Here is a 24,058-nt window from a genome sequence, read left to right on the forward strand (position 1 = left end):
TACCCGCGCTACTTGCTCTCGCCAGTGCCCGAGACGTCGGGGGCGACGAGGTCGGCCGCGCGCTCGTCGGTCAGCCCGGACTGCAGCACCGACGAGAGCATCGCCTGCACCCAGTCGACCTTCGGCGTCTGCACCTTGGCGCTCACGGGCGTGCCGGAGTCGGTGGTCGGGGTCTTTTCGGCCTGCTTGTCCTCGGCGCCCATCACGAGGTAGCTCTCCTCGCCCGGGTAGACGTAGAGCAGTCGGTCACGGGCCTGCGCCTCGATGTACGCCGGGTCGTCCCAGCGGGCGACGTCCTTCTTCTTCTGCGCGACGTCGGCCTTCTGGCTCGCCACCTCGTGCTGCTGCTGCGCGATCTGCTCCTGCTGCTGGATGAGGGTGCGGAGCGACGGCGCGAGCACCACCACGAACAGCACGATGATCGCGAGCATGAGCAGGCTGAACCCGGAGAAGTGGATCGAGCGGTACCAGGGCTGTGCGGGTGCGCTGCCGTCGGGCATCGCCACGGGGATGCGGCGGACGCGGGGCTTCTGGCTGGGCACGCTCCGACGATAACCCGACGCCGCCCCACCGGGCCGCCCGGCACGCGGCCGTTCGGCGCCCTCCCAGTGTCTCGCGTTCGACGGTTCTGCCCGCCAGAAGACGCCGTCGTCTCGTCGAGACGCCTCCGCATTCGGCGGCGTCTCACGGACATCGCGGCGTCAGGCTGACACGACGGCGTCCCGCAGACGGCGGGCGGGTCCGGGTCCGGTCGAGGCAGCCGGGAGGCACGGTCTCCGTCCGCCCGTCCGTCCCGCACCTGGAGTGGTCACCACAAACCGCCCGGCGCACGTCCGGTGGGCACGTCCTGTCGGCCAGGCCCGGGCCAGCCGACGACTCGTGACCACTCGACGCCGCGCGAGCGGCACGTCCTGACCGCTCGGCACCTCGGGGCCGCGCACACGACGAGACGCCGCCCTCCCGGAGGAGGACGGCGTCTCGGGCGTGCGGGTACTGCTGGCCCGGCTGGTTACAGCGACGCGGCGCGCGGGAAGGCCGAGCGACCGGCGTACACCGCGGCGTCGCCGAGCTCTTCCTCGATGCGGAGCAGCTGGTTGTACTTCGCGACGCGGTCCGAGCGGGCCGGGGCACCGGTCTTGATCTGGCCACCGTCGACCGCGACCGCGATGTCCGCGATCGTGGTGTCCTCGGTCTCGCCGGAGCGGTGCGACAGGATCGAGGTCAGGCCGTGACGGTGCGCGAGCGAGACCGCGTCGAGCGTCTCGGTGAGCGTGCCGATCTGGTTGACCTTGACGAGGATCGAGTTCGCGGCCTTCTCGTCGATGCCCCGCTGCAGACGCTTCGGGTTCGTGACGAACAGGTCGTCGCCGACGATCTGGACCTTGTCGCCGAGCTCGGCGGTCAGGTGCGACCAGCCTTCCCAGTCGTCCTCGGCCAGCGGGTCCTCGATGGTGACGAGGGGGTAGTTCGCGGCGAGCTCAGCGAAGTACGCGGTGAACTCTGCACCGGAGAGCTGCTTGCCCTCGAACTGGTACTTGCCGTCCGAGAAGAACTCCGTGGCTGCGACGTCGAGGCCGACGGCGATGTCCTTGCCGGGCGTGTAGCCCGCCTTCTCGATCGCGGTCAGCAGGAAGTCGAGCGCAGCACGGTTCGACGCGAGCTCCGGCGCGAAGCCGCCCTCGTCGCCGAGGCCGGTCGCCAGACCCTGCTTCTTCAGCTCGCCCTTGAGGGCGTGGTAGGTCTCGACGCCCCAGCGGAGTGCCTCGGAGAAGGACTCGGCGCCGTAGGGCACCAGGAAGAACTCCTGGATGTCGACGTTGGTGTCCGCGTGGGCACCGCCGTTGACGACGTTCATCAGCGGGACCGGCAGCGTGTGCGCGTTCGGGCCGCCGAGGTAGCGGAACAGCGGCAGGTCGACCGAGTCGGCTGCGGCACGGGCGACGGCGAGCGAGGCACCGAGGATCGCGTTCGCGCCGAGGCGGGACTTGTTCTCGGTGCCGTCGAGCTCGATGAGCGCGGCGTCGACGAGACGCTGGTCGGTGGCGTCGAAGCCCTCGAGCGCCGGGCCGATCTCGTCGAGGACGGCGTCGACGGCCTTGAGCACGCCCTTGCCGCCGTAGCGCGAGGCGTCGCCGTCGCGGAGTTCGTACGCCTCGAAGGCGCCGGTGGATGCACCGGACGGGACGAGCGCGCGGGACACGACGCCGTCGTCGAGGAGGACCTCGACCTCGACCGTCGGGTTGCCTCGGGAATCGAGGACTTCGCGTGCGCCTACGGCATCGATCAGGGCCACGGGGTACTCCCTACACATTGGTTGTGGTGATTGCGGTGTCGATCCTAGCGAGCGGAGGTGAACACGACGTCGGCCGTGACGCCGGGCTGTGGACGAGTCCGCGCTGGATCGGGGACTGGGTGCTCAGTCGAGCGGGCGGAACTCGACACCCTCGAGCGACGCGGTGTCCGCCGAGACGGTCGCGAACGCCGTGAACCCCTGGGCGGCGAGGCCGGCGAGCAGGTTCTTCGTGTTCTTCGTGCGGCGCTCGAGCCGGACGCGTCGGTGGGACGCCAGCGCCTCGGTCTTCAGCGCGGCGAGCCGGACCGGGTCGGTGTCCTTGTCGTACACGAGCACGACGGCGTCGGCCTCCGCGGACTCCGGGAGGGTCACGAGGTCGACGAGCCGCTCGAACCCGAGCGAGAACCCGACCGCCGGGACGTCCTGCCCGAGGAACCGGCCGATCATCCCGTCGTAGCGGCCGCCACCACCGAGGCTGTAGCCGAAGTCGGGGTGCGCGACCTCGAAGATCGTGCCCGTGTAGTAGCCCATCCCGCGCACGAGCGTCGGGTCGAAGCGCAGGTCGACACCCGGCAGCGCCGAACGGAGTCGGAGCAGGTCGGCGAAGGCCTCGGCGTCGAGCCACGCCGCACCCTCGACCGAGGTCCAGTCGGCGGCCTCGAGCGCGCGGATGGTGTCCTCGAGCCCGGGCAGGTCGGCGCCCACGGAGCTGCGGAGTTCTGCGGCGACACCGTCCGCGCCGATCTTGTCGAGCTTGTCGATCGTGATGAGCGCGCGGTCGGCGGCGGCTGCTTCGGTGATGCCCCAGGACGCGAGGAGCGCCAGCAGGATCCGGCGGTCGTTGATCCGGATCGTCGTGCCGCTGACCCCGAGGGCGTCGAGGGCCGCGGTCGTCGCTCGGATGAGCTCGATCTCCGCGAGTTGCCCAGGCTCGCCCAGGATGTCGATGTCGCACTGGACGAACTGGCGGTAGCGGCCCTTCTGCGGGCGCTCGGCACGCCAGACCGGGGCGATCTGCACGGAGCGGAACACGGACGGCAGCTCGGCGCGGTGCGAGGCGTAGAAGCGGGCGAGCGGCACGGTCAGGTCGAACCGGAGACCGAGGTCCGCGAGGTCCAGCGGCGCCTGGGCAGCCTGCAGGTCCTCGGTGGTGAGCCCGCGCTTCATCACCGCGAACGCCAGCTTCTCGTTGTCACCGCCGAGCCCGGAGTGCAGCCGCGCAGCGTCCTCCACCACGGGGGTCTCGATCTCGTCGAACCCGTGCCGCGAGTAGACGTCCCGCACGACACCGAGCACGTGCTCGCGCCGGGCCTTGTCCGCCGGGAGGAAGTCACGCATGCCACGGGGTGCCGTCACGGTCGTTGCCATGCGGTCAATTCTGGCAGACGGGCGTCTCCGGCTTGCGCGCATGCCGACCCACTGGCATACTGCATGCAGAACCTCGGCCCGGAACGTGCCTGATCCACGCTCCGGACCGATTCGCGGGGCGACGTGCTGCAGTGCGTCCCGCGGTTCGAGCGGGCTTCCCTGTCGGCCCCTCTCCCTGGTGGAGCCGACGCCCGCTCACGGGCGCCCTCTCTTTTTCGGGTTGGGAGGGCGCCCGTTCTCCCCTGCCCGAACGACGACGAGCGCTCGACTTCACTCCGCAGCTCGACCGGCTTCCTCGAGCGCCGACACCGCGGCCCGCAGACTCGCGACCGGGTCCACCCCGCGTCGTGCCGCAGCGGCGACCTCCCCGAGCACCGCTCGCCCCCACACCGGATCCACCGCACCCACCCCGTCGTCCGCAGCCGGCGCGGACGACGCACCACGGGCCTCCCGACCGCCGCCGCCGGAACCGGCGCCGACGACGGACGCGACGACCACGTCGGCATCCCCACGTTCCTCCAGGCGCTCCAGCAGCTTGACCGCCCGCTCCAGCGGCGGCATCGCCCGGGGCACCCCGTCGAACGCGCTCCGCCGGCTCGCCTTCTCGGCCGCCTTGGCCGCGCGCCAGACCCGCACGACGTCCTCGACGGTGTCCGCCGCCTCGTCGCCGAACACGTGCGGGTGCCGCCTGGTCATCTTGTCCCGTACTCCGGCTGCGACGTCCTCGAGGGTGAAGTCCCCCGCGCGGGCGGCGATCCCCGCGTGCAGGACCACCTGGTAGAGCAGGTCGCCGAGTTCCTCGCGGAGGTCGTCCGGGTCACCGTCGTCGATGGCGTCGACCAGTTCGTACGACTCCTCCACGGCGTAGCGCGCGAGCGAGGCGTGGGTCTGCGCCCGGTTCCAGACGCACCCGCCGTCCTCGGCGAGCAGGCGGTCGACGACGGTCACGAGGTCCGGTACGGCGGTCATCTGGTCATCGTGCCACCCCGGTAGACTGCCCGTGGTGTGTCGGGAAGTCTGGTCGACGGACACTCACCCGACCCCTCGAGACGGAGATCCATGTCGTCCCTCGTCCGCTCCCCCCGCTTCAGCGCCATCGCGCTCCTCACCGCCGCCGTGCTCGGCCTGGTGGTGGCGAACTCCCCGGTCGGCCCCGGCCTCGAACGGCTGCTCGACGCGCACCTGCCGCTCGGTGCGCTCGGCCTCGACCTGTCGATCGCCCACTGGATCAGCGACGGTCTGCTCGCGGTCTTCTTCCTGCTCGTCGCGATCGAGCTGAAGCAGGAACTCGTCGACGGCGAGCTGTCGAACCCCAAGACCGCGATCATCCCCGCCATCGCGGCGGTCGGAGGCGTACTCGTCCCCGCCGGCATCTTCCTGCTGGTCACCGCGGGCACGCAGTACACGCACGGCTGGCCGATCCCGACGGCGACGGACATCGCGTTCGCGCTCGGGGTGCTCGCCATGTTCGGTCGCGGGCTGCCGAGCGGCATCCGGGTGTTCCTGCTCGCGCTGGCCGTGCTCGACGACCTCATCGCGATCATCATCATCGCCGTGGTGTTCGCCCACGACACCGACTTCACGGCCCTCGCGGGCGCTGTCGTCACCCTCGCGGTGTTCTGGCTGCTCGGCCGGATGCTCCGTCCGGGGCGCAGCGGCCAGACGCTGATCATCGTGGCGATGGTCGTGGTCGGGCTCCTGACCTGGTGGCTCGTCTACCACTCCGGCGTGCACGCCACGATCGCCGGCGTTGCCCTCGGGCTCGTGCTCCCCCGCCGTCCGGGCCACACCCTGCACGAGAACGTCGAGCCGTGGTCGAACGCGATCGTGCTGCCGGTGTTCGCGTTCGCCTCGGCCGCGGTCATCATCCCCGCGGTCGGCATCAGCGAGCTCTCCCCCACGTTCTGGGCGGTCGTCATCGCCCTGCCGGTCGGCAAGGTGATCGGCATCACGCTGTTCGGCACGATCGCGACGCGGATCTTCCGCTCGCCCGGCCGCTCGTCGCTGTCGTTCTTCTCGATCATCACCGTCGGTGTGCTCGGCGGGATCGGCTTCACGGTCTCGCTCCTCATGAACGAGCTGGCGTTCGCCCGCAACGAAGAGATCCTCGACGAGGGCGTCCTCGCCGTGCTCGTCGGTTCGGGCATCGCCATCGTCGCGTCGGCGGTCGTCGTCACCCTGCGGGCGCGGGCGTACCGTGCGCGCCGCGAGCTGTCCGAGGCCGAGGACACCGAGTAGGGGCTCGCCTGCGGCCCAGCCGACGCGGAGCGACAGAGTCGACGTCGTACGACGTCGACTCTGTCGCTCCGCATCAGCGAACGCGAGGCCCATCGCGCCGTGGACGCGGCCACGGACGGACTGGAGGCACGGTGCGGGCCCGCACCGTGCCTCCAGTCCGTCAGCGCTCGCGTCTACGCGGCCGGCGCCTCCGCCGGGGTCGTCGCCCCGTACACGGCGGTCAGGATGCTCTCCACCCACTGGATGAGGGCGTCGTCCGGCAGGGCCTGGTCGTGCGGGCGCGGGATCGGGATGCTCGTCGCGTTCTGCTGCGGGAACCAGCGCGCGCCCGGGAACATGCGCTTGAGGCGCACCTGGGACGAGTCGGCGAGCTCCTTGCCGGCGACCCGCAGGTTCGAGCCCATCACCACGACGTCGGACAGGCCGACCTGCTGCGCCATGCGACGGAGGCGGGAGACCTCGACCAGGGTCTGCACGGCCTGCGGCGGCTGCCCGTAGCGGTCGGTGAGCTCGTCGAGCACCATGTCGATCGCGTTCGGCTGCGCCGTCGGGGCCGAGGCCGCCGACAGCTTCTGGTACGCCTCGAGCCGGAGTCGCTCGGACTCGACGTAGTCCTCGGGGATGTGCGCGTCGACGGGGATCTCGAGCCGGAGCTCCGTCTGCCCCTCGGCGACGTCACCGCGGAACTGCGACACCGCCTCGCCGATCATGCGGAGGTACAGGTCGAACCCGACGCCCGCGATGTGGCCGGACTGCTCGCCACCGAGCAGGTTGCCCGCCCCGCGGATCTCGAGGTCCTTCATGGCGACCTGCATTCCCGCGCCGAGCTCGTTGTTCGCGGCGATGGTCTCCAGGCGGTCCTGCGCGGTCTCGGACAGCGGCTTGTCGGAGTCGTAGAGGAAGTACGCGTACCCGCGCTCCCGCCCGCGACCGACACGACCGCGCAACTGGTGCAGCTGCGACAGGCCGTACTTGTCCGCCTTGTCGATGATGAGCGTGTTCGCGTTCGCGATGTCGAGGCCCGTCTCGATGATCGTCGTCGACACCAGGACGTCGAACCGGCGCTCCCAGAAGTCGACCATGACCTGCTCGAGGGCGGTCTCCGACATCTGCCCGTGCGCCACGGCGATGCGGGCGTCCGGCACGATCTCGGCCAGGTGCGCGGCCACCGACTGGATGTCCTTCACGCGGTTGTGCACGTAGAACACCTGGCCCTCCCGCAGGAGCTCGCGGCGGATGGCCGCCGCCACCTGCAGGTTGGACTGTGGCCCGACGAAGGTCAGGATCGGATGGCGGTCCTCCGGCGGGGTGGCGAGGGTCGACATCTCGCGGATGCCCGTGACCGCCATCTCGAGCGAGCGCGGGATCGGGGTCGCCGACATCGCCAGGACGTCCACGTTGGTCTTGAACTTCTTGAGCTGGTCCTTGTGCTCGACGCCGAACCGTTGCTCTTCGTCGATGATGACGAGCCCGACGTCCTTGAAGGTGATGCCCTGCGACAGGATCCGGTGGGTCGCGATGACGATGTCGACCGTGCCGTCGGCGAGCCCGGCGATGGTCTCCTTCGACTCCTTCTCGGTCTGGAACCGGCTCAGGGCGCGCAGGTGCACGGGGAACCCGGCGAAACGCTCCTGGAAGGTCTCCATGTGCTGGCGGACGAGCAGGGTCGTGGGGACGAGCATGACGACCTGCTTGCCGTCCTGCACGGCCTTGAACGCGGCGCGGATCGCAACCTCGGTCTTGCCGTAGCCGACGTCGCCGGAGAGCAGGCGGTCCATCGGGATCGGCCGCTCCATGTCGCGCTTGATCTCGTCGATCGTGGTGAGCTGGTCGGCGGTCTCGGCGAACGGGAACGCCTCTTCCAGCTCGCGCTGCCACGGGGTATCCGGGCCGAACGCGTGGCCCTTCGATGCCATGCGCGCCGAGTACAGCTTGACCAGGTCGACGGCGATGTCGCGGACGGCCTTGCGGGCCTTCGACTTGGCGGCGGACCAGTCCGAGCCGCCCATCTTCGACAGGGTCGGGGATTCGCCACCGACGTAGCGTGACAGCTGGTCGAGCTGATCGGTCGGCACGAAGAGCTTGTCGCCCGGGTAGTTGCGCTTCGACGGCGCGTACTCGAGCACGAGGTACTCGCGCTGCGTCTTCACGGCGTTGCGGCCGCCGCTGGAGACCTCGCGGCTGACGAGCTCGACGAACTTGCCGATGCCGTGGGTCGTGTGCACGACGACGTCGCCCGGCTTGAGCTGCAGCGGGTCGACGACGTTCTTGCGGCGGCTCGCGAGCTTCTTGACGGTGCGGGCGCCCTGCTGGACGCTGCGGCCGTAGAACTCGGCCTCGCTCAGGACCGCGATGCGCGGGTCGGGGATCGCGAAGCCGTGCTCGACGGTCGCGGTCGTCACGACGGCGACACCGGGCTCGGGCGGCGCGGTCACGGCATCGGCGCGGGCGGCGACACCGGCGTCGGCGAGGACCTGCACCGCACGCTCGACGAGGCCCTGGCCCTGCGCGGTCACCACGACGGCCCAACCGTCGTCGGTCAGCGACTTGACGTGCGCGATCGCGCCGTCGGCGCTGCCCGCGAAGCTCGGGACGGCCTCGGCGCGGACGCGGATGTACTCGCCGGCCTCGGCAGCCGCCTCGGCATCGGTGAGGACGCGCTCGGTGTCTCCCTCGTCGAGACCGGAATCGAACGGCGACACCGTCCACCAGGTGCGCTGGCCGCGGGCGTTCTTGAGCTGCTGCACGGTCAGGAAGTTGCCCGCGTCGAGGTCGATCGGGGCCTGGGCACCGGCGACCGCTGCGCTCCAGGCCGCCTGCAGGAACTCGGTGTTCGTCTCGGCGAGGCTGTTCGCGCGGCCGTTCACCCGCTCGGGCGAGAACACCGCGATGGTGGCGTCGTCCGGCAGGTAGGAGGTCATCGGCACGAGGTCCTGCACGAGCGCGGGGGCGAGGGACTCCATGCCCTCGACCGGGATGCCCTCGGCGATCTTCGCGAGCATCTGGGACAGGTTCGGGAACTCGTGCAGCATCTCGCGCGCCCGCTGCCGGACGTCGTCGCTCAGCAGGAGTTCGCGCGAGGCGGTGAGCTCGACCGAGCCGAGGTCGTCCTCGGTGGTGCGCTGGTCGGCGACCGAGAACGCCTTGATCGCCTCGATCTCGTCGCCGAAGAAGTCGACGCGTGCCGGGTGGTCGGCCGTCGGCGGGAAGACGTCGAGGATGCCACCGCGCACCGCGAACTCACCACGGCGGGTGACGAGGTCGACGCGCGAGTAGGCGAGGTCCACCAGCTGGGACGCGATCGCCGCCAGGTCGTTGCCCCGCGAGTCGGTCCGCAGCACCACGGGCGCCAGGGACGTCAGGTTGCTCGCGATCGGCTGCAGCGCGGCGCGGACGCTCGCGACGACGATGGTCTGGCGACGCTCGGCCGGGTCCGCCGCCTGCCACGCAGCGAGCTTCCGGAGCGTCGCGATGCGCGTGCCGACGGTCTGGGCACTCGGGCTGAGGCGCTCGTGCGGCAGGGTCTCCCACGCGGGGAACTCGAGCACGTCGGCGTCGGGGACGTAACTGCCGAACGCTTCACGGACGGCCTCGGCTTCACGCCCGGTCGCCGTGATGACGAGGACGCACTGCGGACCGTTTCGCTCGGCGAGCAGTGCACCGAGCAGCGGCACGCGCAGGCCGTCCACGACGGAGAAGTCGGCGTCGCGCGGTGCGGCGCGCAGCACGCGATCGAAGGCGGAGGCGCGCGAGAGCGCAGGGATGATGCCCGAGATCGTCACTCAGGAGATGGTACCGGCCGCCACCGACACCGACCGCGGCGTGCGCGACGGGCGAACAGCGCCAGGCGCTCAGGACGGAGCGTGCACGCGCTGCTGCGCGGCGAGCAGCCCGACCTCGGCGATCGCCTCGACCGCGTCCGCGGCGTCGGCCAGCAGGATCGGCAGGGTCTTCTTCTCGGCCGCGGAGAAGTCGCGCAGCACGTAGTCGGCCGGGTCCTGCCGACCGGGGGGACGACCGATGCCGACCCGCACGCGCATGAACTCGTTCGTGCCGGTGGCTTTGATGATGTCGCGCAGGCCGTTGTGCCCGCCGTGCCCCCCACTGCCCTTGAGGCGGACGGTGTCGAACGGCAGGTCGAGCTCGTCGTGCACGACGACGAGGTCGGCCGGGGTGGCGCTGTAGAACCCGAGCACCGAGGAGACCGGCCCGCCCGAGGTGTTCATGAACGACCCGGGCTTCGCCAGCACGAGTCGCGTGCCGCCGGGGACCAGACGCCCCTCGGCGACCTGGTTCGGCGTCTTGTGCTTCTTGAACGTCGCCCCCATGCGGGAGACGAGTTCGTCGAGGACCATCTGGCCGACGTTGTGGCGGTTGCCGGCGTAGCCGGGCCCGGGGTTCCCGAGCCCGACCACGACGAGCGTGTTGCCCGTCATCAGCACTCCGCCATCAGCGTCGACCAGATGTCCTGCGAACGGTTGTTACTCGGAGTCCGCGGCGCCCTCGGCACCCGACTCGGCGCCGGCCTCGGCCGAGGCCTCGTCGGCGGCGTCGTCGTCAGCGGTGCCACGCGGGGTGACGATCGCGACGACCAGCGCCTCGGCGTCGGTCTCGAGCTCGGCGCCCTCGGGGAGCTCGAGCTGCGAGGCGTGGATCTGCACGCCGTCCTCGAGGCCCTCGACGTTCACGGAGACGTGCTCCGGGATGTCGGTGGCGAGCACGAGCAGCGAGATCGTGTTCAGGTCCTGCACGTGGATGGTGCCGGAGAAGGACTCGCCCTCGATGACGACGGGCACGTCGACCGTGACCTTCTCGCCGCGGCGGAGGACCACGAGGTCGATGTGCTCGATGATCTGGCGCACCGGGTCACGCTGGACGTCCTTGACGAGGGCGAGCTGTGCGGCACCCTCGATGTCGAGGTCGACGACCGCGTTGGCGGTACGGACGAGCAGCATGGTCTCGTGACCGGGCAGCGAGATGTGCTTCGGCTCGGTGCCGTGGCCGTAGACGACCGCGGGGATCTTGTCGGCCGCGCGGAGCTTGCGAGCAGCGCCCTTGCCGAACTTGGTGCGGACTTCCGCTGCGAGCTTGGTGTAGTCGGCCATGGTGCCTCCTGGTGTCGGGGACGACGCCGGGGTGCCGGCATCGTGGGGGTCTGTGGTGTTGCAACTCGAACGCGTGCACGCGTGAGGAACGATCCCAGGGTCTTGCCGGGTATCCCACCGCGTCGATCACGGCCGCGCGTACGCAGCCCTCGCCGAAGTCAGGGACTGAGTCTAGCAGGAGCGTCCGGGCGTGTCGCGACGCTTCGGACCGGCTGCGCTCAGCGTCCGAGCTCGCGCCGGTGCCGCTGCGCCGCGGCCAGCACCTCGCGGGCGTGGTCGCTGGCGGCCTCGGCCTCGTCGCGGGCTGTCTCGAGCCGGGCGATCTCCGCATCGGCGCGCTCGAGCTCCCGCTGGAGTTCGGCCCGGCGCTCCTCCGCCTGTTCGAGGTCTGCCTCGGCGGTGTCGAGTGCTGCATCGGCGTCGCGGGACTCCGTGCGCGCTGCGGTCTCGGCCTGGCGTGCGGCCTTCCGGTCGGCCGCCGGGTCGCGCTTCCGTTCGGGTTCGGGTTCGGGTTCGGGGTCGGGTTGCGTCGCCGCGTCGTGGCGCTGCGCGGGCCTGGAGGCACGACTCGCCTTGCGCGCGCCCCTCGCCTGGGAGATGGGGATGGGTGGGGCATCGCTGCCGGACCAGGCATCAGGGACCGCATCCGGATCCGCGAGGGCCCCGTCGAGGTCCACCGCGTCGAACCCGACGCTCTCGAGCGCCGTCACGAGCAGCCCCGACCGGACTGCCGCGCCGGCGTGCGGGTCCGCCATCGCCGCCTCGATCGTCGACCGGACCTGCTCGAGCACAGCCGGGGTGACGGGGTGCCCGGCGTCGGAGGCCAGGTCCGCACCGGCCTGGGCGAGGGCGTCGACGACCTCGGTGCGCTGCCGTCGGAGCGTGCGGATCGCGTCGGGGTCGGCGTCGGCCTGGGCCTTGCGGAGCGCCGGTCCGAGGTCGACGGCGTCGTCGAGCGCGCCGTCGTGGGCGAGCAGGTCGATCACCCAGGCGGCCGGGGCGGGCTTCCGGAGCTTCCCGATCGCCGTCGCGAGCGCACGGTCGTCCTTGCGCACGGCCCGCTGCCGTGCGGTGCGCTCGGCGACGAAGTCCTGCGGCGCGACGAGCAGCAGCTCCCTGGCGACGTCCGCGAACTCCATGCCCCCAGCTTGCCCCGTCGCTTCCCGCAAAACACCGGTGTTCGCGCTCCGAGCCGCGGGATGCAGCGGTTCAACCGACGAACACCGGTGTTTTGCGAAGGGGGCTACCAGTCGTGGACGGTGCCGTCGGCCAGGCGGTTGAACGGCAGGTAGGCCTGCTCGTAGGGGTACTTGCCGGCTTCGTCGACGTCCAGGCTGACCCCGAGGCCCGGCTCGTCACCCGGGTGCAGGTACCCGTCGGTGAACGTGAAGGTCTGGTGGAACACCTGGTTCGTCTGCGGTCCGTGCTGCATGTACTCCTGGATGCCGAAGTTGTGGATCGCGAGCCCGAGGTGCATCTGCGCGGCGAGGCCCACCGGGGAGATGTCGGTCGGCCCGTGGAACCCAGACTTGACCTGGTAGAGCGCCGCGTACTCCATCGTCTTCTTGAGCGGGGTGACGCCGCCCATGTGCGTGACGGCACCGCGGACGTAGTCGATGAGCTGGTCGCGGATGATGTCCTTGAAGTCCCAGATGGTGTTGAAGACCTCGCCGATCGCCAGCGGCGTCGTGGTGTGCTGCCGGACGAGCTTCAGGGCCTCCTGGTTCTCGGCGGGCGTGCAGTCCTCGAGCCAGAACAGGTCGTACGGCTCGAGCGACTTGCCGAGCTTGGCGGCCTGCAGCGGGGTCATCCGGTGGTGGCCGTCGTGCAGCAGGGGCAGTTCGGGGCCGAACTCGTTGCGGACCGCCTCGAACACGGTGGGCACGTGGCGCAGGTAGGCGCGGGTGTCCCAGTCCTCCATCGCCGGGTTCGCACCGCGCTGGGCGGGCTCGAAGTCGTAGCGGACGCCGGCGTTGCCCTCGGTGGTCGTGTTCGACGCGATGCCGTAGATGGACTCGAGGCCGGGCACACCGGTCTGCACCCGGATGGAGCGGTAGCCCTCCTCCTGGTGTTCGCGGATGGAGTCGAAGAGCTCGGGCAGCTCCTTGCCCGAGGCGTGGCCGTACGCCATGAGCCCGGTGCGCGATGCCCCGCCGAGCAGCTGGTAGAGCGGCATCCCGGCGACCTTGGCCTTGATGTCCCAGAGGGCCATGTCGACGGCGGCGATCGCGGCCATCGTGACCGGACCCCGGCGCCAGTACGACGACCGGTACAGGAACTGCCAGGCGTCCTCGATGCGGCTGGCGTCACGGCCGACGAGCAGCGGGACGACGTGCTCGGACAGGTACGCGGAGACCGCGAGCTCACGGCCGTTCAGGGTGGCGTCGCCGAGCCCGGTGACGCCGTCGGCCGTGGTGAGCTTGAGCGTCACGAAGTTCCGGTTCGGGCTGGTCACGATGACCTCGGCCCGCTCGATCAGCTGCCCGCGGTCCGCCGAGGCCCAGGTGTCCGGACGGCCGGCGGTGGTCTCGGCCGGCCCGCTGTCGGTGGCACCGGGGACCGGGGCCGCGGGGTTCGTGGTGTTCGTGTCGGTCATGCGTGGACTCCTCCGTTGGAGCGTTCGCGGGCGCGTGCCGCGGCGGTGCGGATGCGGTCGGCCGCCGCCGTCACGGCGGCGACCACGGGGGTCGTGTCGAGTTCGGGGGCGATGACGGCCAGGACGTCGTGCACGTCCGAGTCTGGCCCGGGGGCACCGGGGTCGTCCACCAGGTCGGGCTGCCCGGTGACGTGCAACCACCACGAGGCGAGGGCGGTGGCCGCTCCGGTGCCGATGCCGGCCGAGGGGTCGCGGGCGAGCCGGTGCCGCACGACGTCAACGACGCGGACGGGCAGCTTCTGCGAACCGCCGGACGCGATCTGCCGCAGGGTGTGCCGGATGCGCGGGTTGGCGAACCGCTCGACCAGGGCAGCGCGGGCCTCCGCGACCTCGGCGTCGGGCAGCGGTAGCTCGAGCGCGGCTTCGTCCCAGAGCTGCTCGACCGCGGTGCGGCAGACCGGGTCGTCCAAAGCCTCGGCCACGGTGTCGTGCCCGAGCTGCAACCCAAGGGAGGCGAGGAGCGAGTGCGAGCCGTTGAGCAGCCAGAGCTTCCGCTGCTCGTACGGGGTGACGTCCTCGACGATGCGCACCCCGGCGGTCTCCCACGCGGGTCGGTCGATCCCGTCGAAGGCGTCCTCGAGCACCCACTCCGCGAACGGCTCGGTGACGACCGGTACCCGGTCTCCGGCGAGCGCACCCGGCAGTTCCGACAGGCGCGCGACGTCGTCGTCGGTGGTGGCCGGGGTGATCCGGTCCACCATCGAGCTCGGGAACGTGACGTTCGCCTCGATCCAGTCGTGCAGGGCGTCGTCGGTGACGGCGTCGAGCACGGCGTCGCGCAGGACCGCCCCGTTGTGCGTCAGGTTGTCGAGACTGACCAGCGCGATGCGTCCGGACCCGGCGGCACGGCGGGCGTCGAGCCCCGCGACCAGCCGCGCCGGCACGTCGGAACCGGGCCGGTAGCCCTGCTCGGTGACCGTCAGCGTCACGATGGTCGTCGCGGGCGACGCCACCAGGCGCCTCCAGGTCGTGTCGTCGCTGCCGGAGTGGGCGGCCACGATCGTGTCGACCACCTCGGCTCCGTCGCCGGACGCGGCTCGGGTGACGAGCGTGTACCGGCAGTCCTGCGCGGTCAACGCGTCCGCGGCCGCGGGCGAGCGGCCCGTGAAGGCGGTAATGCCCCACGGCTCCCCCGTGGTGTGGGCGGTGTACCAGGCGAGGTGGGCGCGCGCGAAGGCCCCCACCCCGAGGTGCACGATGCCCGGACGCCGATCGGTCATGCGGTCACCGGGACGAGGGAGCGCAGGTACGCGAGGTTGTCGGCGGTGCGGGCTTCGAGCGGCAGGTCGGTGGAGAAGTCCTCGATGGTGACCCACCCGTCGTACCCGACCTGGCGGAGCGCGTCGAGGTACTCGGAGACCGACGCCTGGCCGGTGCGCAGGGGTGCCCACTCGTGCTGCCAGATCGAGCTGCCGTCGGCACGGGTGTCGCCGGTGTCGACCCAGTGGGCGTTCTTCACGTGGGCGTGTGCCAGGTACGGCCCGAGCAGTTCGAACGCGGCGAGGTGGTCCTCGTACCCCTCGATCACGAGGTTGCCGAGGTCGTGGATGACGCCGACGTGTGCGGGGTCGAGACCGTCGATCAGTCGCAGTGCCGCGGAGGCCGACGGCGTGATCGTCATGTGGTGCAGCTCGACCAGCACCTTGACGCCGAGTTCGGCCGCGCGGTCCGCCGCCCACTCGAGGTCGGCGCGGGTGCGGTCGAAGAGCTCGGGGTAGGTCTCGCCGGTGCGCTCCCGCTCGGCTCGGTAGTGGGGCATCGTGACACGGACCTGGCGGGCACCGAGTTCGCTCGTCACGCGCAGCATCGTCTCGACGCCGTCGTGGTCGGCCGCCGGCTGGTAGCCGCCGATGCCCGAGTACTCGAGCCCGGCGGCGTCGGTGACCCGGGCGATCTCGCCGACCCGGTCACGGATGCCGGTGTACTGCCACGTCGAGTTGTTGCCCGCCCAGAACGAGCGAGCAGCCGGGACGCTCTCGCCGGACGCCAGGCGGTCGTCGACGATGCGCCACTCGATGCCGTCCCAGCCCTGCGCCGCCAGGGTCTCGGCGGCCTCGGACGGGGTCCAGTCGGGGGTGGAGGCAGTGAACACGGAGAACTTCATCGGGCTGCTCCTTCGGTCGCGGTGGCGGTTGCGGGTGTGCCGACGACCGGCACCACGTCGGCTGGGTCGGCGCTGCCTTGCCCTCGATCAGGCCCGCCGACGACCGGCACCACGTCGTCGTACTTCCCGTCGATCACGTCGTCGATGCGCACGGGCTGACCGAGCGTCGCGCTGACGTAGAGCCCGCGGACGGTGGCGAGTGACACCAGGGCCGCGTCGACGGTGACGCCCGGGTCGCGCCCCTGCCGGATCGCGTCGACGATGTCGGTGTACTGCCGAGCGTGCCCCGCGGCGAAGTGGTCGGGTTCAGCTGGGCCGCCGACGACGTGCTCGGGCGGGACGACCTGGTCCTTCTGGTCAACCGCTCCGGCGACGGCGCTGGCGTTCGACGTGGTCGCGGCGGACTCGAGCGTCGCGGTGTCCGGGGCGATGTGGAAGTACGCGAGCCGGTCGTCGTCGACGATGGCGGACCCGTGCGTGCCGTACACGGCGTACCGGGCGGAGAGCCCCGGGTACGCGGCGGTCGTGCAGTGGACGACGCCGAGCGCCCCGTCGGCGAACCGGACGGTGGCGACCGCGGTGTCCTCGACCTCGATGCGGTCGTGGGCGAGCAGGCCGGTCTGCGCCGAGATCTCGACGGGACGGCCGAGCGCCCAGACGAGCAGGTCGACGGTGTGCACGCCCTGGTTCATCACCGCGCCGCCGCCGTCGAGCGCCCAGGTGCCGCGCCAGTCACCGGAGTCGTAGTACCCCTGCGACCGGTACCAGGCGACGCTCGCGAGCCCCGAGGTCACGGTGCCGAACCCGCCGTCGTGCGCGGCCCGGGCGACGGCTGCCGACGCCGGGTCGAAGCGGTGCTGGCTGATGACGCTCGTGACGAGCCCGCGGTCGCGAGCGGCTGCGGCGAGCGCTGCGATCTGCCGGGCCCGGGGCATCGTGGTGTCGAGCGGCTTCTCGATGACGACGTGCTTGCCGGCGGCCAGGGCGGCCTCGGCCAGCTGCACGTGCATGCCCGAGGGCGAGCAGATGGCGACGACGTCGATGTCGGTCTGTTCGATCGCTTCCTCGATGGTGGACGTCGTGATCGGACGGTCGACGCCCATCGCCTCGATCGCGTCCGCCGCGCCCGTGGCGGCTTCGGGCACGGCGTCGACGAGGGCGACGACCTGCAGGTCGGGGTGGTGCACCGCGACGGTGGCGTGGTGGCGTCCGATGACGCCGGCGCCGACGACGGCCAGGCGGAGCGGGTTGGTGGGTTCGGTCATCGCAGGGTGACTCCGATCTGGTCGGTGAGGGTGCGGAAGGCCCGGCCGGCGCGACCGAAGGCCGCGGGGCCGGAGAACCCGCCGAGGGAGGTGACGTCGCTGAGGTGCGGCTCGAGCGAGGCGTACCCGGAGTAGCCGGCGTCGCGGAGTGCGGTGAGGGTCTGGAGCAGTTCGCCGTCGCCCTCGCCCGCCGGCACCACCGACGAGTCGGCGGCGAGGGCGTCCTTGACCTGCAGGTAGTCGACGTAGGGCGCGAGCGGCGCCCACCCGTCGGTGAAGGGCCGGACGCCGCACTGGACGTAGTTCGCGTTGTCCCAGGCCAGGCGGAGCGCGGACGAACCGACGCTCTCGACGATGTCGAGCACCCGCGTGGGGACGTCGCCGTAGATGTCCTTCTCGTTCTCGTGCAGCAGGGTCACCCCTTCGCGCTCGGCGAGGTCGGCCAGCGCCCGCATCCGGACGAGGACGTCGTCGCGGACGTCGTCGGGCGTGCGGCCCTCGAAGTAGAACGAGAAGATCCGGATGTTCGTGGTGCCGAGGGCGTGCGCGGCACGGATCGCACGGGCGAGCCGTGACACCTCGTGTTCGACGGGTTCGTCGACGGGCACCTTGCCGATCGGCGAGGCGATCGCGGACACGGTCTGCCCGCGCTCCTCGAGCAGCCGGTGGAGTCCGGCGAGCTGGTCCTCGTCGAGGTCGACGACGTTGACGCCCCAGGCGCTGCGGACCTCGATGGCGCTCGCGCCGAGCGCCTGGAGGACCGCGACCTGGACGACCGGGTCGGCGTCGATCTCGTCGCCGAAACCGGAGAGTTCCCAACTGGGCTGGTCGGTCATGGTGTCCTTTCGTTCGGACGGGAGGCGCGTGGCGGGGCCGCCACGGGCCTCCCGTCTGGTTCTGGGTTGCGGCCTACTTGACGGAGCCGGCGGTGAGCCCGCCGACCAGGTAGCGCTGGAAGATCAGGTACAGGGCGACGACGGGGACCGCGCAGACGATCGAGGCGGCCATCATCTGGCCGTAGATCGGGACGGCGCCGCCCTCTTGCGTGGTGCCGAGCACCTGCAGCACCACGGCGACGGTCCGGGTGTTCGGGGTCGTCATGATCGTGGAGAACAGGACGTCGTTCCAGCCGAGCAGGAACGCGAAGATCGCGGACACGACGATGCCCGGCCACGACAGCGGCAGGACGATCTTCGTCAGGATCTTCGTCGAACTGGCGCCGTCGATGCGCGCCGCTTCTTCGAGTTCCTTCGGCAGGCCGCGCAGGTACGTGACCATCACCCACGTCGAGAACGGCAGGGCGAAGGTCAGGTAGGTGACGAACAGGCCCCAGCGGGTGCCGATGATCTGCACCCCGGTCGCACTGGCGATGTTCGAGAACACCACGAAGACGGGCAGGAGCAGCAGCGTGCCCGGGATCGACTGCAGGGCGAGGAGCCCACGCAGGATCGTCAGCCGCCCGAGGAACCGGAACCGCACCAGCACGTACGCCGTGGAGACGGCGAGCGCGGCACTCGCGACGGCGACGGCTCCGGCGGTGAGCATCGAGTTCACCAGCCCCTCGCCGAGGGCGACGGTCGACCAGATCTCGACGTAGTTCGACAGGGTGAACTCGGACGGGAAGTACTCGCCACGGGCGACCGCGACGTCCGAGTTGACCGATCCGAACAGGATGTAGAGCACCGGGACGGCGATGAAGGCGATGATCACCGCGATGACCGTGACGAGCAGCCAGCGCGGCAGCAGCCGGGTGACGTCGGTGTCGTAGGGACGCTTGCTCCGTCGCCCGCCGCCGGTCGTGATGCTCTCGGTGAGCGTCGCGGTGGGGCGGGTGCGGGTGCTGAAGGACGTGCTCGGGGCGCTCATGCGCGGGCTCCGTCGAGGTCGGCTGCGGTCGGGGCGGCGGCGAGCGTGGCGCGGTCGGCGCGACGTTGCTTCCGGTTGGGGCCCGCGTCGTCACCGGTGTCGAGCTTGACCGCCCGCAGGTAGACGAACAGCGGGATCGCGACGATCACGAGCGAGCAGATCGCCATCGCCGCGGACAGGCCGAAGCGGAACGACTGGAAGCTCGCGATGTACGTCAGGACGGGCATCACCTCGACGCTGGACGGCAGCGGGATGCCGAACAGCACGAACGGCAGCGTGAAGTTGTTGATGTTGTGCAGGATCGAGATGATCACCGCGAGGCTGAGGGGTCCGCGCAGGTACGGGAAGATGATGTACCGCAGCTTCGCCCACCAGGTCACCCCGTCGAGCGCGGCGGCCTCGTGCACCTCGTTGTCCACGGCCTGCAGTCCGGCCAGGGACAGCAGGTAGACGAAGGGCCAGCTCGTCCAGATCATCACGCCGGCGAGCGCCCAGTACGACGCCGAGCCGTTCAGCCACAGCACGTCGGTGTGCAGGATCGAGTTCACGACGCCCTGCGGCTGCAGCATCGTGCGGAAGAACGTCCCGACGACGAACGCGGGGAGCACGTACGGGATCAGGTAGATCGAACGGACGAGTCCGCGGCCGGGGAACCGGTTCTGCGTCGAGATCGCGGCGGCGACCCCGATCGGCACGGTCACCGCGGTGACGAGCACCGACAGCGACACCGAGATCCAGATGGAGTGCAGCAGCGGCGAGTTCGTGAACGCCTCGGTGAAGTTGGCGAACCCGACGAACGGGGCGCTGAACCACTGGCGGAGCGTGTACTGGTCGAGGTCGAGCATCGCGATCCAGAAGCCCACCAGGAGCGGCACCACGATGACGGCGAGCATGAGGACCCCGCCGGGCAGGAGCATCCAGAGCGGGCGTTCGCGTTTGCAGAGGGGCGTCTTGCCGGCCGGACGCACCGGCCGCGGCGGCGCCGCATCGGTGCGGGGCCTGGTCTGCGTGCTGGTCATCACAGACCTCCGTTCTTCTGACGGTCGAGGGTGGCTTGGGCGTCGCGTTGTGCTGCTTCGAGGCGTGCTCGCAGCTGGTCGTCGGAGACCTCGCCGGACTTCAGCGACGGGATCGACTGCACGACGACGTCGACCAGGGCGAGCTGGATGTCGGACCATGCACCGGTGAACGCGGTCGGCTTCGAGAGCCGGCCGGCGTCGATGATGGGCTTGAGTTGCGGGTTGTCGGCCGCGAGGTCGGCAGCGGCGGACGCGTTCGTCGGCAGGTTGCCGAACAGGTCGTAGTACTCGAGCTGCGCCTTCGGAGCGCTGAGCTGCTTGACGAACGCGAACGACAGCTCCTGCTTGGTCCCGTAGTCCGCGACGACCCAGTTGTCGCCGGACAGGATGCTCGCGGCCTCGATGCCGTCCGCCGGCCGTTCCGTGGCACCGGGCGGGACGGTGGGCAGCAGGGCGAACTCGTACTTCCCGTCGACCTTCGTGCCCTCGAACGAGTTGATCGCGGTGGTGGTGGTCATCGGGAAGAACGCCGCCTTGCCCTCGGTGAACTGTGCGAGAGCCTGGGCGTTGTTCCAGCCGATCGCGGCCGGGTCGACGACACCGTCCTTCGTGACCCAGTCGAAGTAGGTGCGGTAGGCGTTCGCGACGGCCTCGCTGTCGATCTCGGCCTCCGAGCCGTCGACGATCGTGTTGCCGGCGTTCTGCGACATCCCCCACACGAACTTCCAGGGGTCGAAGCCGTCGGCGTAGGCGATCGCCATCCCGTGGCGGCCGTCACCGGTGGTGGCCTTCGCGTCGGCGGTCAGCTCGTCCCACGTCGTGGGCATGTCGGTGATGCCGGCCTTCGCGAGCAGGTCCTTGTTCACTGCCATCACGAACGGGCGGCTGGCGAAGGGGATCCCGATCTGCTTCGACGGGCTCGGGCCCGAGATGCCGAACGACGCGGGGTCGAACTGGTCCTTGCCGCCGATGGCCTTCCACTCCTTCGCCCCCATCTCGACGAAGGCGCCGGTGGCGTAGGCGGTCGGGGTGAAGGTGGTGCCGATCGCGTACACGTCGGGCCCCTGGCCGGAGATGACGCTCGTCTGGATCGCGGTCAACTCCTCCTGCGCGGACGAGTACGTCTCCCACTGGATGTCCGCGCCGGTCGTGCGCTTGAACTCGGCGGCGGTGTCCCGCTGCCACTGCTTGCGTTCCTTGGGGTAGGTGGTGTCCGCGCCCATCATCACGCGGAGGGTGTTCGGGTCGTCGCCGCTGCCGTTCACCACGGCACATCCCTGCAGGGACAGTGCGGCGAGGGCGACCACGGCGACGGCACCGACGAGGGTGCGGGCTGGCAGTCTTCTCGTCTTCACGGGGGTTTCCTCCTCGAGACCTCCTCCGAGCGGCGCTGCTCGGTGGCACCACTGTTCCGCCGTTGGCAACAGGTGGCAACCGGTTGCCACTTGTTGCCAGACGCGAATACGTTCGGCCTCGTGAGCGGACGGACGACGGACGACGGACGCGGCACGCGCGCCGGTGCCGCCGCTGGCGCCAGCACGCGCGCCGGTGCCGCCGCGGGTGCTGTCACGCGCGCCGGTGCCGCCGCCGCTGGTGCCGCTGGTGCCGCTCGTCGCGTCACCATCCGCGACATCGCCGACGCGACCGGGGTCGCCGCGTCCACCGTCTCCCGCGCCCTGTCCCTGCCCGACCGGGTGAACCCCGTCACGCAGGAGCGCATCCAGCGGGCAGCACGCGAACTCGGCTACGTCGCCAACTCGCAGGCGCGGGCATTGACGTCCGGCCGCACCCGCGCCGTCGCCGTGCTCGTGTCCGACATCACGAACCCCTTCTACTTCGACGTCATCCGCGGCACGCAGCACCAGCTCGCCGGGGCCGGGTGGACGCAACTGCTCGTCGACACCGAGGAGTCCGCCGACGCCGAGATGGCCGCGCTGAGCGCCGTCGGGGCGAAGGCCGACGGCGTCGTGCTGACGGCGTCGCGCCTGTCCGACGCGCAGATCGCGCGGTTCGCCGAGCGGGTCCCCCTCGTCGTGGTGAACCGCCGGCCGGCCGGCGTGCCCTCGGTGCTCATCGACACCCCCGGCGGGGTGGAGCAGGCGGTCCAGCACCTGGTGTCACTGGGCCACCGGGAGATCCTCTACGTCGCCGGGCCGGACAGCTCGTGGTCGAACGAGCGGCGGTGGCGGGCGCTCGTGCAGGTCGCCAAACGCCTGGGCATCCGGGTCGGCCGCGTCGGGCCGCACGCGCCCTTCGTCGACTCCGGGGCCGCCGCCGCCGACGCCGCCGTGCACGCAGGCGCCACCGCCTGCATCGCCTTCAACGACCTGATCGCCATCGGCATGCTCGCCCGGCTGCGGGAGCGCGGGGTCCGCGTGCCCGAGGAGATGAGCATCGTCGGCTGTGACGACATCTTCGGCGCCGACTTCTGCAACCCACCGCTCACCACGATGACGTCGCCCATCGAGCGGGCCGGCCGGGTCGCGATCCGGATGCTGCTCGGACGACTCGGCGCGCTCCCCGCCGACGAGCTGCCCGGCGAGCACATGTCCGGCGCCGTCGCCCTGCCCACCCACCTGACCGTACGGGAGTCGACCGGTCCGGCGCCCCGCTCCGACACCGCCTGATCCTGCGATCGCCGTCCCACCGAAGGAGTCGATGATGACCCAGACCAGCACCACCACGCGGCTCGCGCCGCACCCCGACCGTCTGTTCCCGGCCGACCCCGGAGCGCGAGCCGTGGCACGGACCGTGTACGACGCGGTCAAGGACGCCCCGATCATCTCGCCGCACGGGCACGTCGACGCAGCGCTCATCGCGGCGGACCAGCCGTTCCCGGACCCGGCAGCGCTGCTCATCACGCCCGACCACTACGTGCTCCGCCTGCTGCACGCGAACGGGGTGGGACTGGAGGCGCTGGGACGCGCCGACCTGTCCGGAACGCACCACGAGCCTCCAGGCCGCACCATCTGGCGGCAGCTGGCGGAGCACTGGGACGACTTCCTCGGAACCCCCGTGCGGTACTGGTTCGAGACGGAGCTGCACGACGTGTTCGGGCTCGACCAGGCACCGTCCGCCGGGAACGCGGACGCACAGTACGACCACATCGCCGACCTGCTGGCGTCCCCCGCCTTCCGTCCGCGCGCCCTGTTCGACTCCTTCGGCATCGAGGTCCTCGCCACCACCGACGGCCCGGCGGACGACCTCGCTGCGCACGCGCAGCTCGCGGCGGACCCCGGCTTCACCGGTCGGGTGCTCCCCACCTTCCGCGCCGACGCCGTGTTCGACCCGACGCGGTCGGACTGGAGGCCCGTGGTCGCGTCGATCGCGGAGGCGTCGGGCATCGACACGGGCACCCACGCAGGCCTGTTGGCCGCGCTCCGAGCACGTCGCCGGTACTTCATCGAGCACGGCGCGACCGCCACCGACACCGGGGTGCTCGACGCCGGGTCCGCTCCCCTGTCGGCGGGCGAGCGGGAACGCATCCACGCGGCGGCGCTCCGAGACCCCTCGTCGGTCACCGAGTCCGAGGCGACGGCGTACCGGCACGACATGCTCTACCGCTGGGCGGAGATGAGCGTCGAGGACGGCCTCGTCATGCAGCTGCACCCTGGCGTGATCCGGAACCACCACACCCCGACGCTCGAGCGCTTCGGGCCGGACACCGGGCACGACCTGCCGGCCGTCGGGTCGTTCACCGAGCCGCTCCGGCCGCTGCTCGAGGCCTTCGGCACCGCACCCGGCTTCCACCTCGTGCTCTTCACCGTGGACGAGACCGTCTTCTCGCGGGAGATCGGGCCGCTCGCGGGCTTCTACCCCGCCGTGTACGCCGGGGCACCGTGGTGGTTCATCGACACCCCGGCAGCGATCGGGCGGTACCGCTCCGCCGTCACCGACTCGGCGTCGTTCACGAAGACCTCCGGGTTCATCGACGACACCCGCGCCTACTGCTCGATCCCGGCACGGCACGACATGGCACGTCGGGCAGACGCCGCGTACCTGGCGTCGCTCGTGGTCACCCACCAGATCTCGGAGGAGGACGCCGTGCACACCGCCCGGCGCATCGTGTCCGACATCCCGCGGGCGACGTTCAAGCTCTGAGGGCCGGGGCCGGGGCCGGGGCTGGGCCGGGCCGGGCCGAGGC

19 protein-coding genes are annotated in these 24,058 nt (G+C 71.1%); 3 read left to right on the forward strand and 16 right to left on the reverse strand.

Going from position 1 to position 24,058, the window contains the following annotated elements:
- Nucleotides 1–8: 8 nt before the first annotated feature.
- From KK097_RS15930 to KK097_RS15945, 4 genes are all read right to left on the reverse strand, one after another.
- Complete coding sequence (locus tag KK097_RS15930) at nt 9–542, reverse strand: FtsB family cell division protein (RefSeq protein WP_214545405.1); 534 nt, start codon at nt 540–542, stop codon at nt 9–11.
- Nucleotides 543–1,009: 467 nt separating this feature from the next.
- Nucleotides 1,010–2,293, reverse strand: a complete 1,284-nt coding sequence (gene eno, locus KK097_RS15935) for a phosphopyruvate hydratase (RefSeq protein WP_214545406.1) — start codon at nt 2,291–2,293, stop codon at nt 1,010–1,012.
- 123 nt (nt 2,294–2,416) lie between these two features.
- On the reverse strand, nt 2,417–3,661 hold the full coding sequence (hisS, locus tag KK097_RS15940; RefSeq protein ID WP_214528955.1) for a histidine--tRNA ligase: 1,245 nt from the start codon (nt 3,659–3,661) through the stop codon (nt 2,417–2,419).
- Nucleotides 3,662–3,931: 270 nt separating this feature from the next.
- A complete protein-coding gene (locus tag KK097_RS15945; protein ID WP_214545407.1) occupies nt 3,932–4,630 on the reverse strand; it encodes a MazG family protein in 699 nt (232 codons plus the stop codon).
- 90 nt (nt 4,631–4,720) lie between these two features.
- Here KK097_RS15945 and nhaA point away from each other — a divergent pair, with 90 nt between their 5' ends.
- The gene (nhaA, locus tag KK097_RS15950) at nt 4,721–5,899 is read left to right on the forward strand and encodes a Na+/H+ antiporter NhaA (protein ID WP_214528953.1); all 1,179 of its coding nucleotides are present in this window, start codon (nt 4,721–4,723) and stop codon (nt 5,897–5,899) included.
- A 173-nt stretch (nt 5,900–6,072) separates the two neighbouring features.
- Here the strand turns inward: nhaA and mfd are convergent, their stop codons facing one another.
- The 12 genes from mfd to KK097_RS16010 all read right to left on the reverse strand — a co-directional run bounded on the left by mfd (nt 6,073) and on the right by KK097_RS16010 (nt 21,269).
- Nucleotides 6,073–9,681 carry a transcription-repair coupling factor gene (gene mfd / locus KK097_RS15955; RefSeq protein WP_214545408.1) on the reverse strand — a complete coding sequence of 1,203 codons (3,609 nt, stop codon included), beginning with the start codon at nt 9,679–9,681 and terminating at the stop codon, nt 6,073–6,075.
- Nucleotides 9,682–9,750: 69 nt separating this feature from the next.
- On the reverse strand, nt 9,751–10,335 hold the full coding sequence (pth, locus tag KK097_RS15960; RefSeq protein ID WP_214545409.1) for an aminoacyl-tRNA hydrolase: 585 nt from the start codon (nt 10,333–10,335) through the stop codon (nt 9,751–9,753).
- 45 nt (nt 10,336–10,380) lie between these two features.
- A complete protein-coding gene (locus KK097_RS15965; protein ID WP_214528950.1) occupies nt 10,381–11,004 on the reverse strand; it encodes a 50S ribosomal protein L25/general stress protein Ctc in 624 nt (207 codons plus the stop codon).
- A gap of 218 nt (nt 11,005–11,222) precedes the next feature.
- On the reverse strand, nt 11,223–12,143 hold the full coding sequence (locus KK097_RS15970; RefSeq protein ID WP_214528949.1) for a hypothetical protein: 921 nt from the start codon (nt 12,141–12,143) through the stop codon (nt 11,223–11,225).
- A 104-nt stretch (nt 12,144–12,247) separates the two neighbouring features.
- Complete coding sequence (gene manD / locus KK097_RS15975; RefSeq protein ID WP_250892834.1) at nt 12,248–13,600, reverse strand: D-mannonate dehydratase ManD; 1,353 nt, start codon at nt 13,598–13,600, stop codon at nt 12,248–12,250.
- Complete coding sequence (locus tag KK097_RS15980) at nt 13,597–14,880, reverse strand: mannitol dehydrogenase family protein (RefSeq protein ID WP_214545410.1); 1,284 nt, start codon at nt 14,878–14,880, stop codon at nt 13,597–13,599. Before KK097_RS15980 ends, manD begins: the two co-directional genes overlap by 4 nt.
- On the reverse strand, nt 14,877–15,764 hold the full coding sequence (locus KK097_RS15985; protein ID WP_214545411.1) for a sugar phosphate isomerase/epimerase family protein: 888 nt from the start codon (nt 15,762–15,764) through the stop codon (nt 14,877–14,879). Before KK097_RS15985 ends, KK097_RS15980 begins: the two co-directional genes overlap by 4 nt.
- Complete coding sequence (locus tag KK097_RS15990) at nt 15,761–17,029, reverse strand: Gfo/Idh/MocA family oxidoreductase (RefSeq protein ID WP_214545412.1); 1,269 nt, start codon at nt 17,027–17,029, stop codon at nt 15,761–15,763. Before KK097_RS15990 ends, KK097_RS15985 begins: the two co-directional genes overlap by 4 nt.
- Nucleotides 17,026–17,865 carry a sugar phosphate isomerase/epimerase family protein gene (locus KK097_RS15995; protein ID WP_214545413.1) on the reverse strand — a complete coding sequence of 280 codons (840 nt, stop codon included), beginning with the start codon at nt 17,863–17,865 and terminating at the stop codon, nt 17,026–17,028. Before KK097_RS15995 ends, KK097_RS15990 begins: the two co-directional genes overlap by 4 nt.
- 73 nt (nt 17,866–17,938) lie before the next feature.
- The gene (locus KK097_RS16000; protein WP_214528944.1) at nt 17,939–18,895 is read right to left on the reverse strand and encodes a carbohydrate ABC transporter permease; all 957 of its coding nucleotides are present in this window, start codon (nt 18,893–18,895) and stop codon (nt 17,939–17,941) included.
- Nucleotides 18,892–19,914, reverse strand: coding sequence for a carbohydrate ABC transporter permease (locus KK097_RS16005; RefSeq protein ID WP_214545414.1), 1,023 nt, complete (start codon nt 19,912–19,914; stop codon nt 18,892–18,894). Before KK097_RS16005 ends, KK097_RS16000 begins: the two co-directional genes overlap by 4 nt.
- Complete coding sequence (locus KK097_RS16010; protein ID WP_214545415.1) at nt 19,914–21,269, reverse strand: ABC transporter substrate-binding protein; 1,356 nt, start codon at nt 21,267–21,269, stop codon at nt 19,914–19,916. Before KK097_RS16010 ends, KK097_RS16005 begins: the two co-directional genes overlap by 1 nt.
- Nucleotides 21,270–21,389: 120 nt before the next feature.
- Here KK097_RS16010 and KK097_RS16015 point away from each other — a divergent pair, with 120 nt between their 5' ends.
- Complete coding sequence (locus KK097_RS16015; protein ID WP_439647660.1) at nt 21,390–22,541, forward strand: LacI family DNA-binding transcriptional regulator; 1,152 nt, start codon at nt 21,390–21,392, stop codon at nt 22,539–22,541.
- A gap of 34 nt (nt 22,542–22,575) precedes the next feature.
- Nucleotides 22,576–24,015, forward strand: a complete 1,440-nt coding sequence (gene uxaC, locus KK097_RS16020; RefSeq protein ID WP_214545416.1) for a glucuronate isomerase — start codon at nt 22,576–22,578, stop codon at nt 24,013–24,015.
- Nucleotides 24,016–24,058: the final 43 nt, after the last annotated feature.

Source organism: Curtobacterium flaccumfaciens (assembly GCF_018598405.1).
Lineage (GTDB): Bacteria > Actinomycetota > Actinomycetes > Actinomycetales > Microbacteriaceae > Curtobacterium > Curtobacterium aurantiacum.

Excerpts from the sequence above, each read along its gene's own strand:
- KK097_RS16005 (WP_214545414.1), bottom strand. The coding sequence starts at position 19,914 with ATGACCAGCACGCAGACCAGGCCCCGCACCGATGCGGCGCCGCCGCGG.
- KK097_RS16000 (WP_214528944.1), bottom strand. The coding sequence starts at position 18,895 with ATGAGCGCCCCGAGCACGTCCTTCAGCACCCGCACCCGCCCCACCGCG.
- uxaC (WP_214545416.1), top strand. The coding sequence starts at position 22,576 with ATGACCCAGACCAGCACCACCACGCGGCTCGCGCCGCACCCCGACCGT.
- KK097_RS15945 (WP_214545407.1), bottom strand. The coding sequence starts at position 4,630 with ATGACCGCCGTACCGGACCTCGTGACCGTCGTCGACCGCCTGCTCGCC.
- nhaA (WP_214528953.1), top strand. The coding sequence starts at position 4,721 with ATGTCGTCCCTCGTCCGCTCCCCCCGCTTCAGCGCCATCGCGCTCCTC.
- KK097_RS15985 (WP_214545411.1), bottom strand. The coding sequence starts at position 15,764 with ATGAAGTTCTCCGTGTTCACTGCCTCCACCCCCGACTGGACCCCGTCC.
- KK097_RS15965 (WP_214528950.1), bottom strand. The coding sequence starts at position 11,004 with ATGGCCGACTACACCAAGCTCGCAGCGGAAGTCCGCACCAAGTTCGGC.
- KK097_RS15990 (WP_214545412.1), bottom strand. The coding sequence starts at position 17,029 with ATGACCGAACCCACCAACCCGCTCCGCCTGGCCGTCGTCGGCGCCGGC.
- KK097_RS15970 (WP_214528949.1), bottom strand. The coding sequence starts at position 12,143 with ATGGAGTTCGCGGACGTCGCCAGGGAGCTGCTGCTCGTCGCGCCGCAG.
- hisS (WP_214528955.1), bottom strand. The coding sequence starts at position 3,661 with ATGGCAACGACCGTGACGGCACCCCGTGGCATGCGTGACTTCCTCCCG.
- KK097_RS15995 (WP_214545413.1), bottom strand. The coding sequence starts at position 17,865 with ATGACCGACCAGCCCAGTTGGGAACTCTCCGGTTTCGGCGACGAGATC.
- pth (WP_214545409.1), bottom strand. The coding sequence starts at position 10,335 with ATGACGGGCAACACGCTCGTCGTGGTCGGGCTCGGGAACCCCGGGCCC.
- manD (WP_250892834.1), bottom strand. The coding sequence starts at position 13,600 with ATGACCGACACGAACACCACGAACCCCGCGGCCCCGGTCCCCGGTGCC.
- KK097_RS15980 (WP_214545410.1), bottom strand. The coding sequence starts at position 14,880 with ATGACCGATCGGCGTCCGGGCATCGTGCACCTCGGGGTGGGGGCCTTC.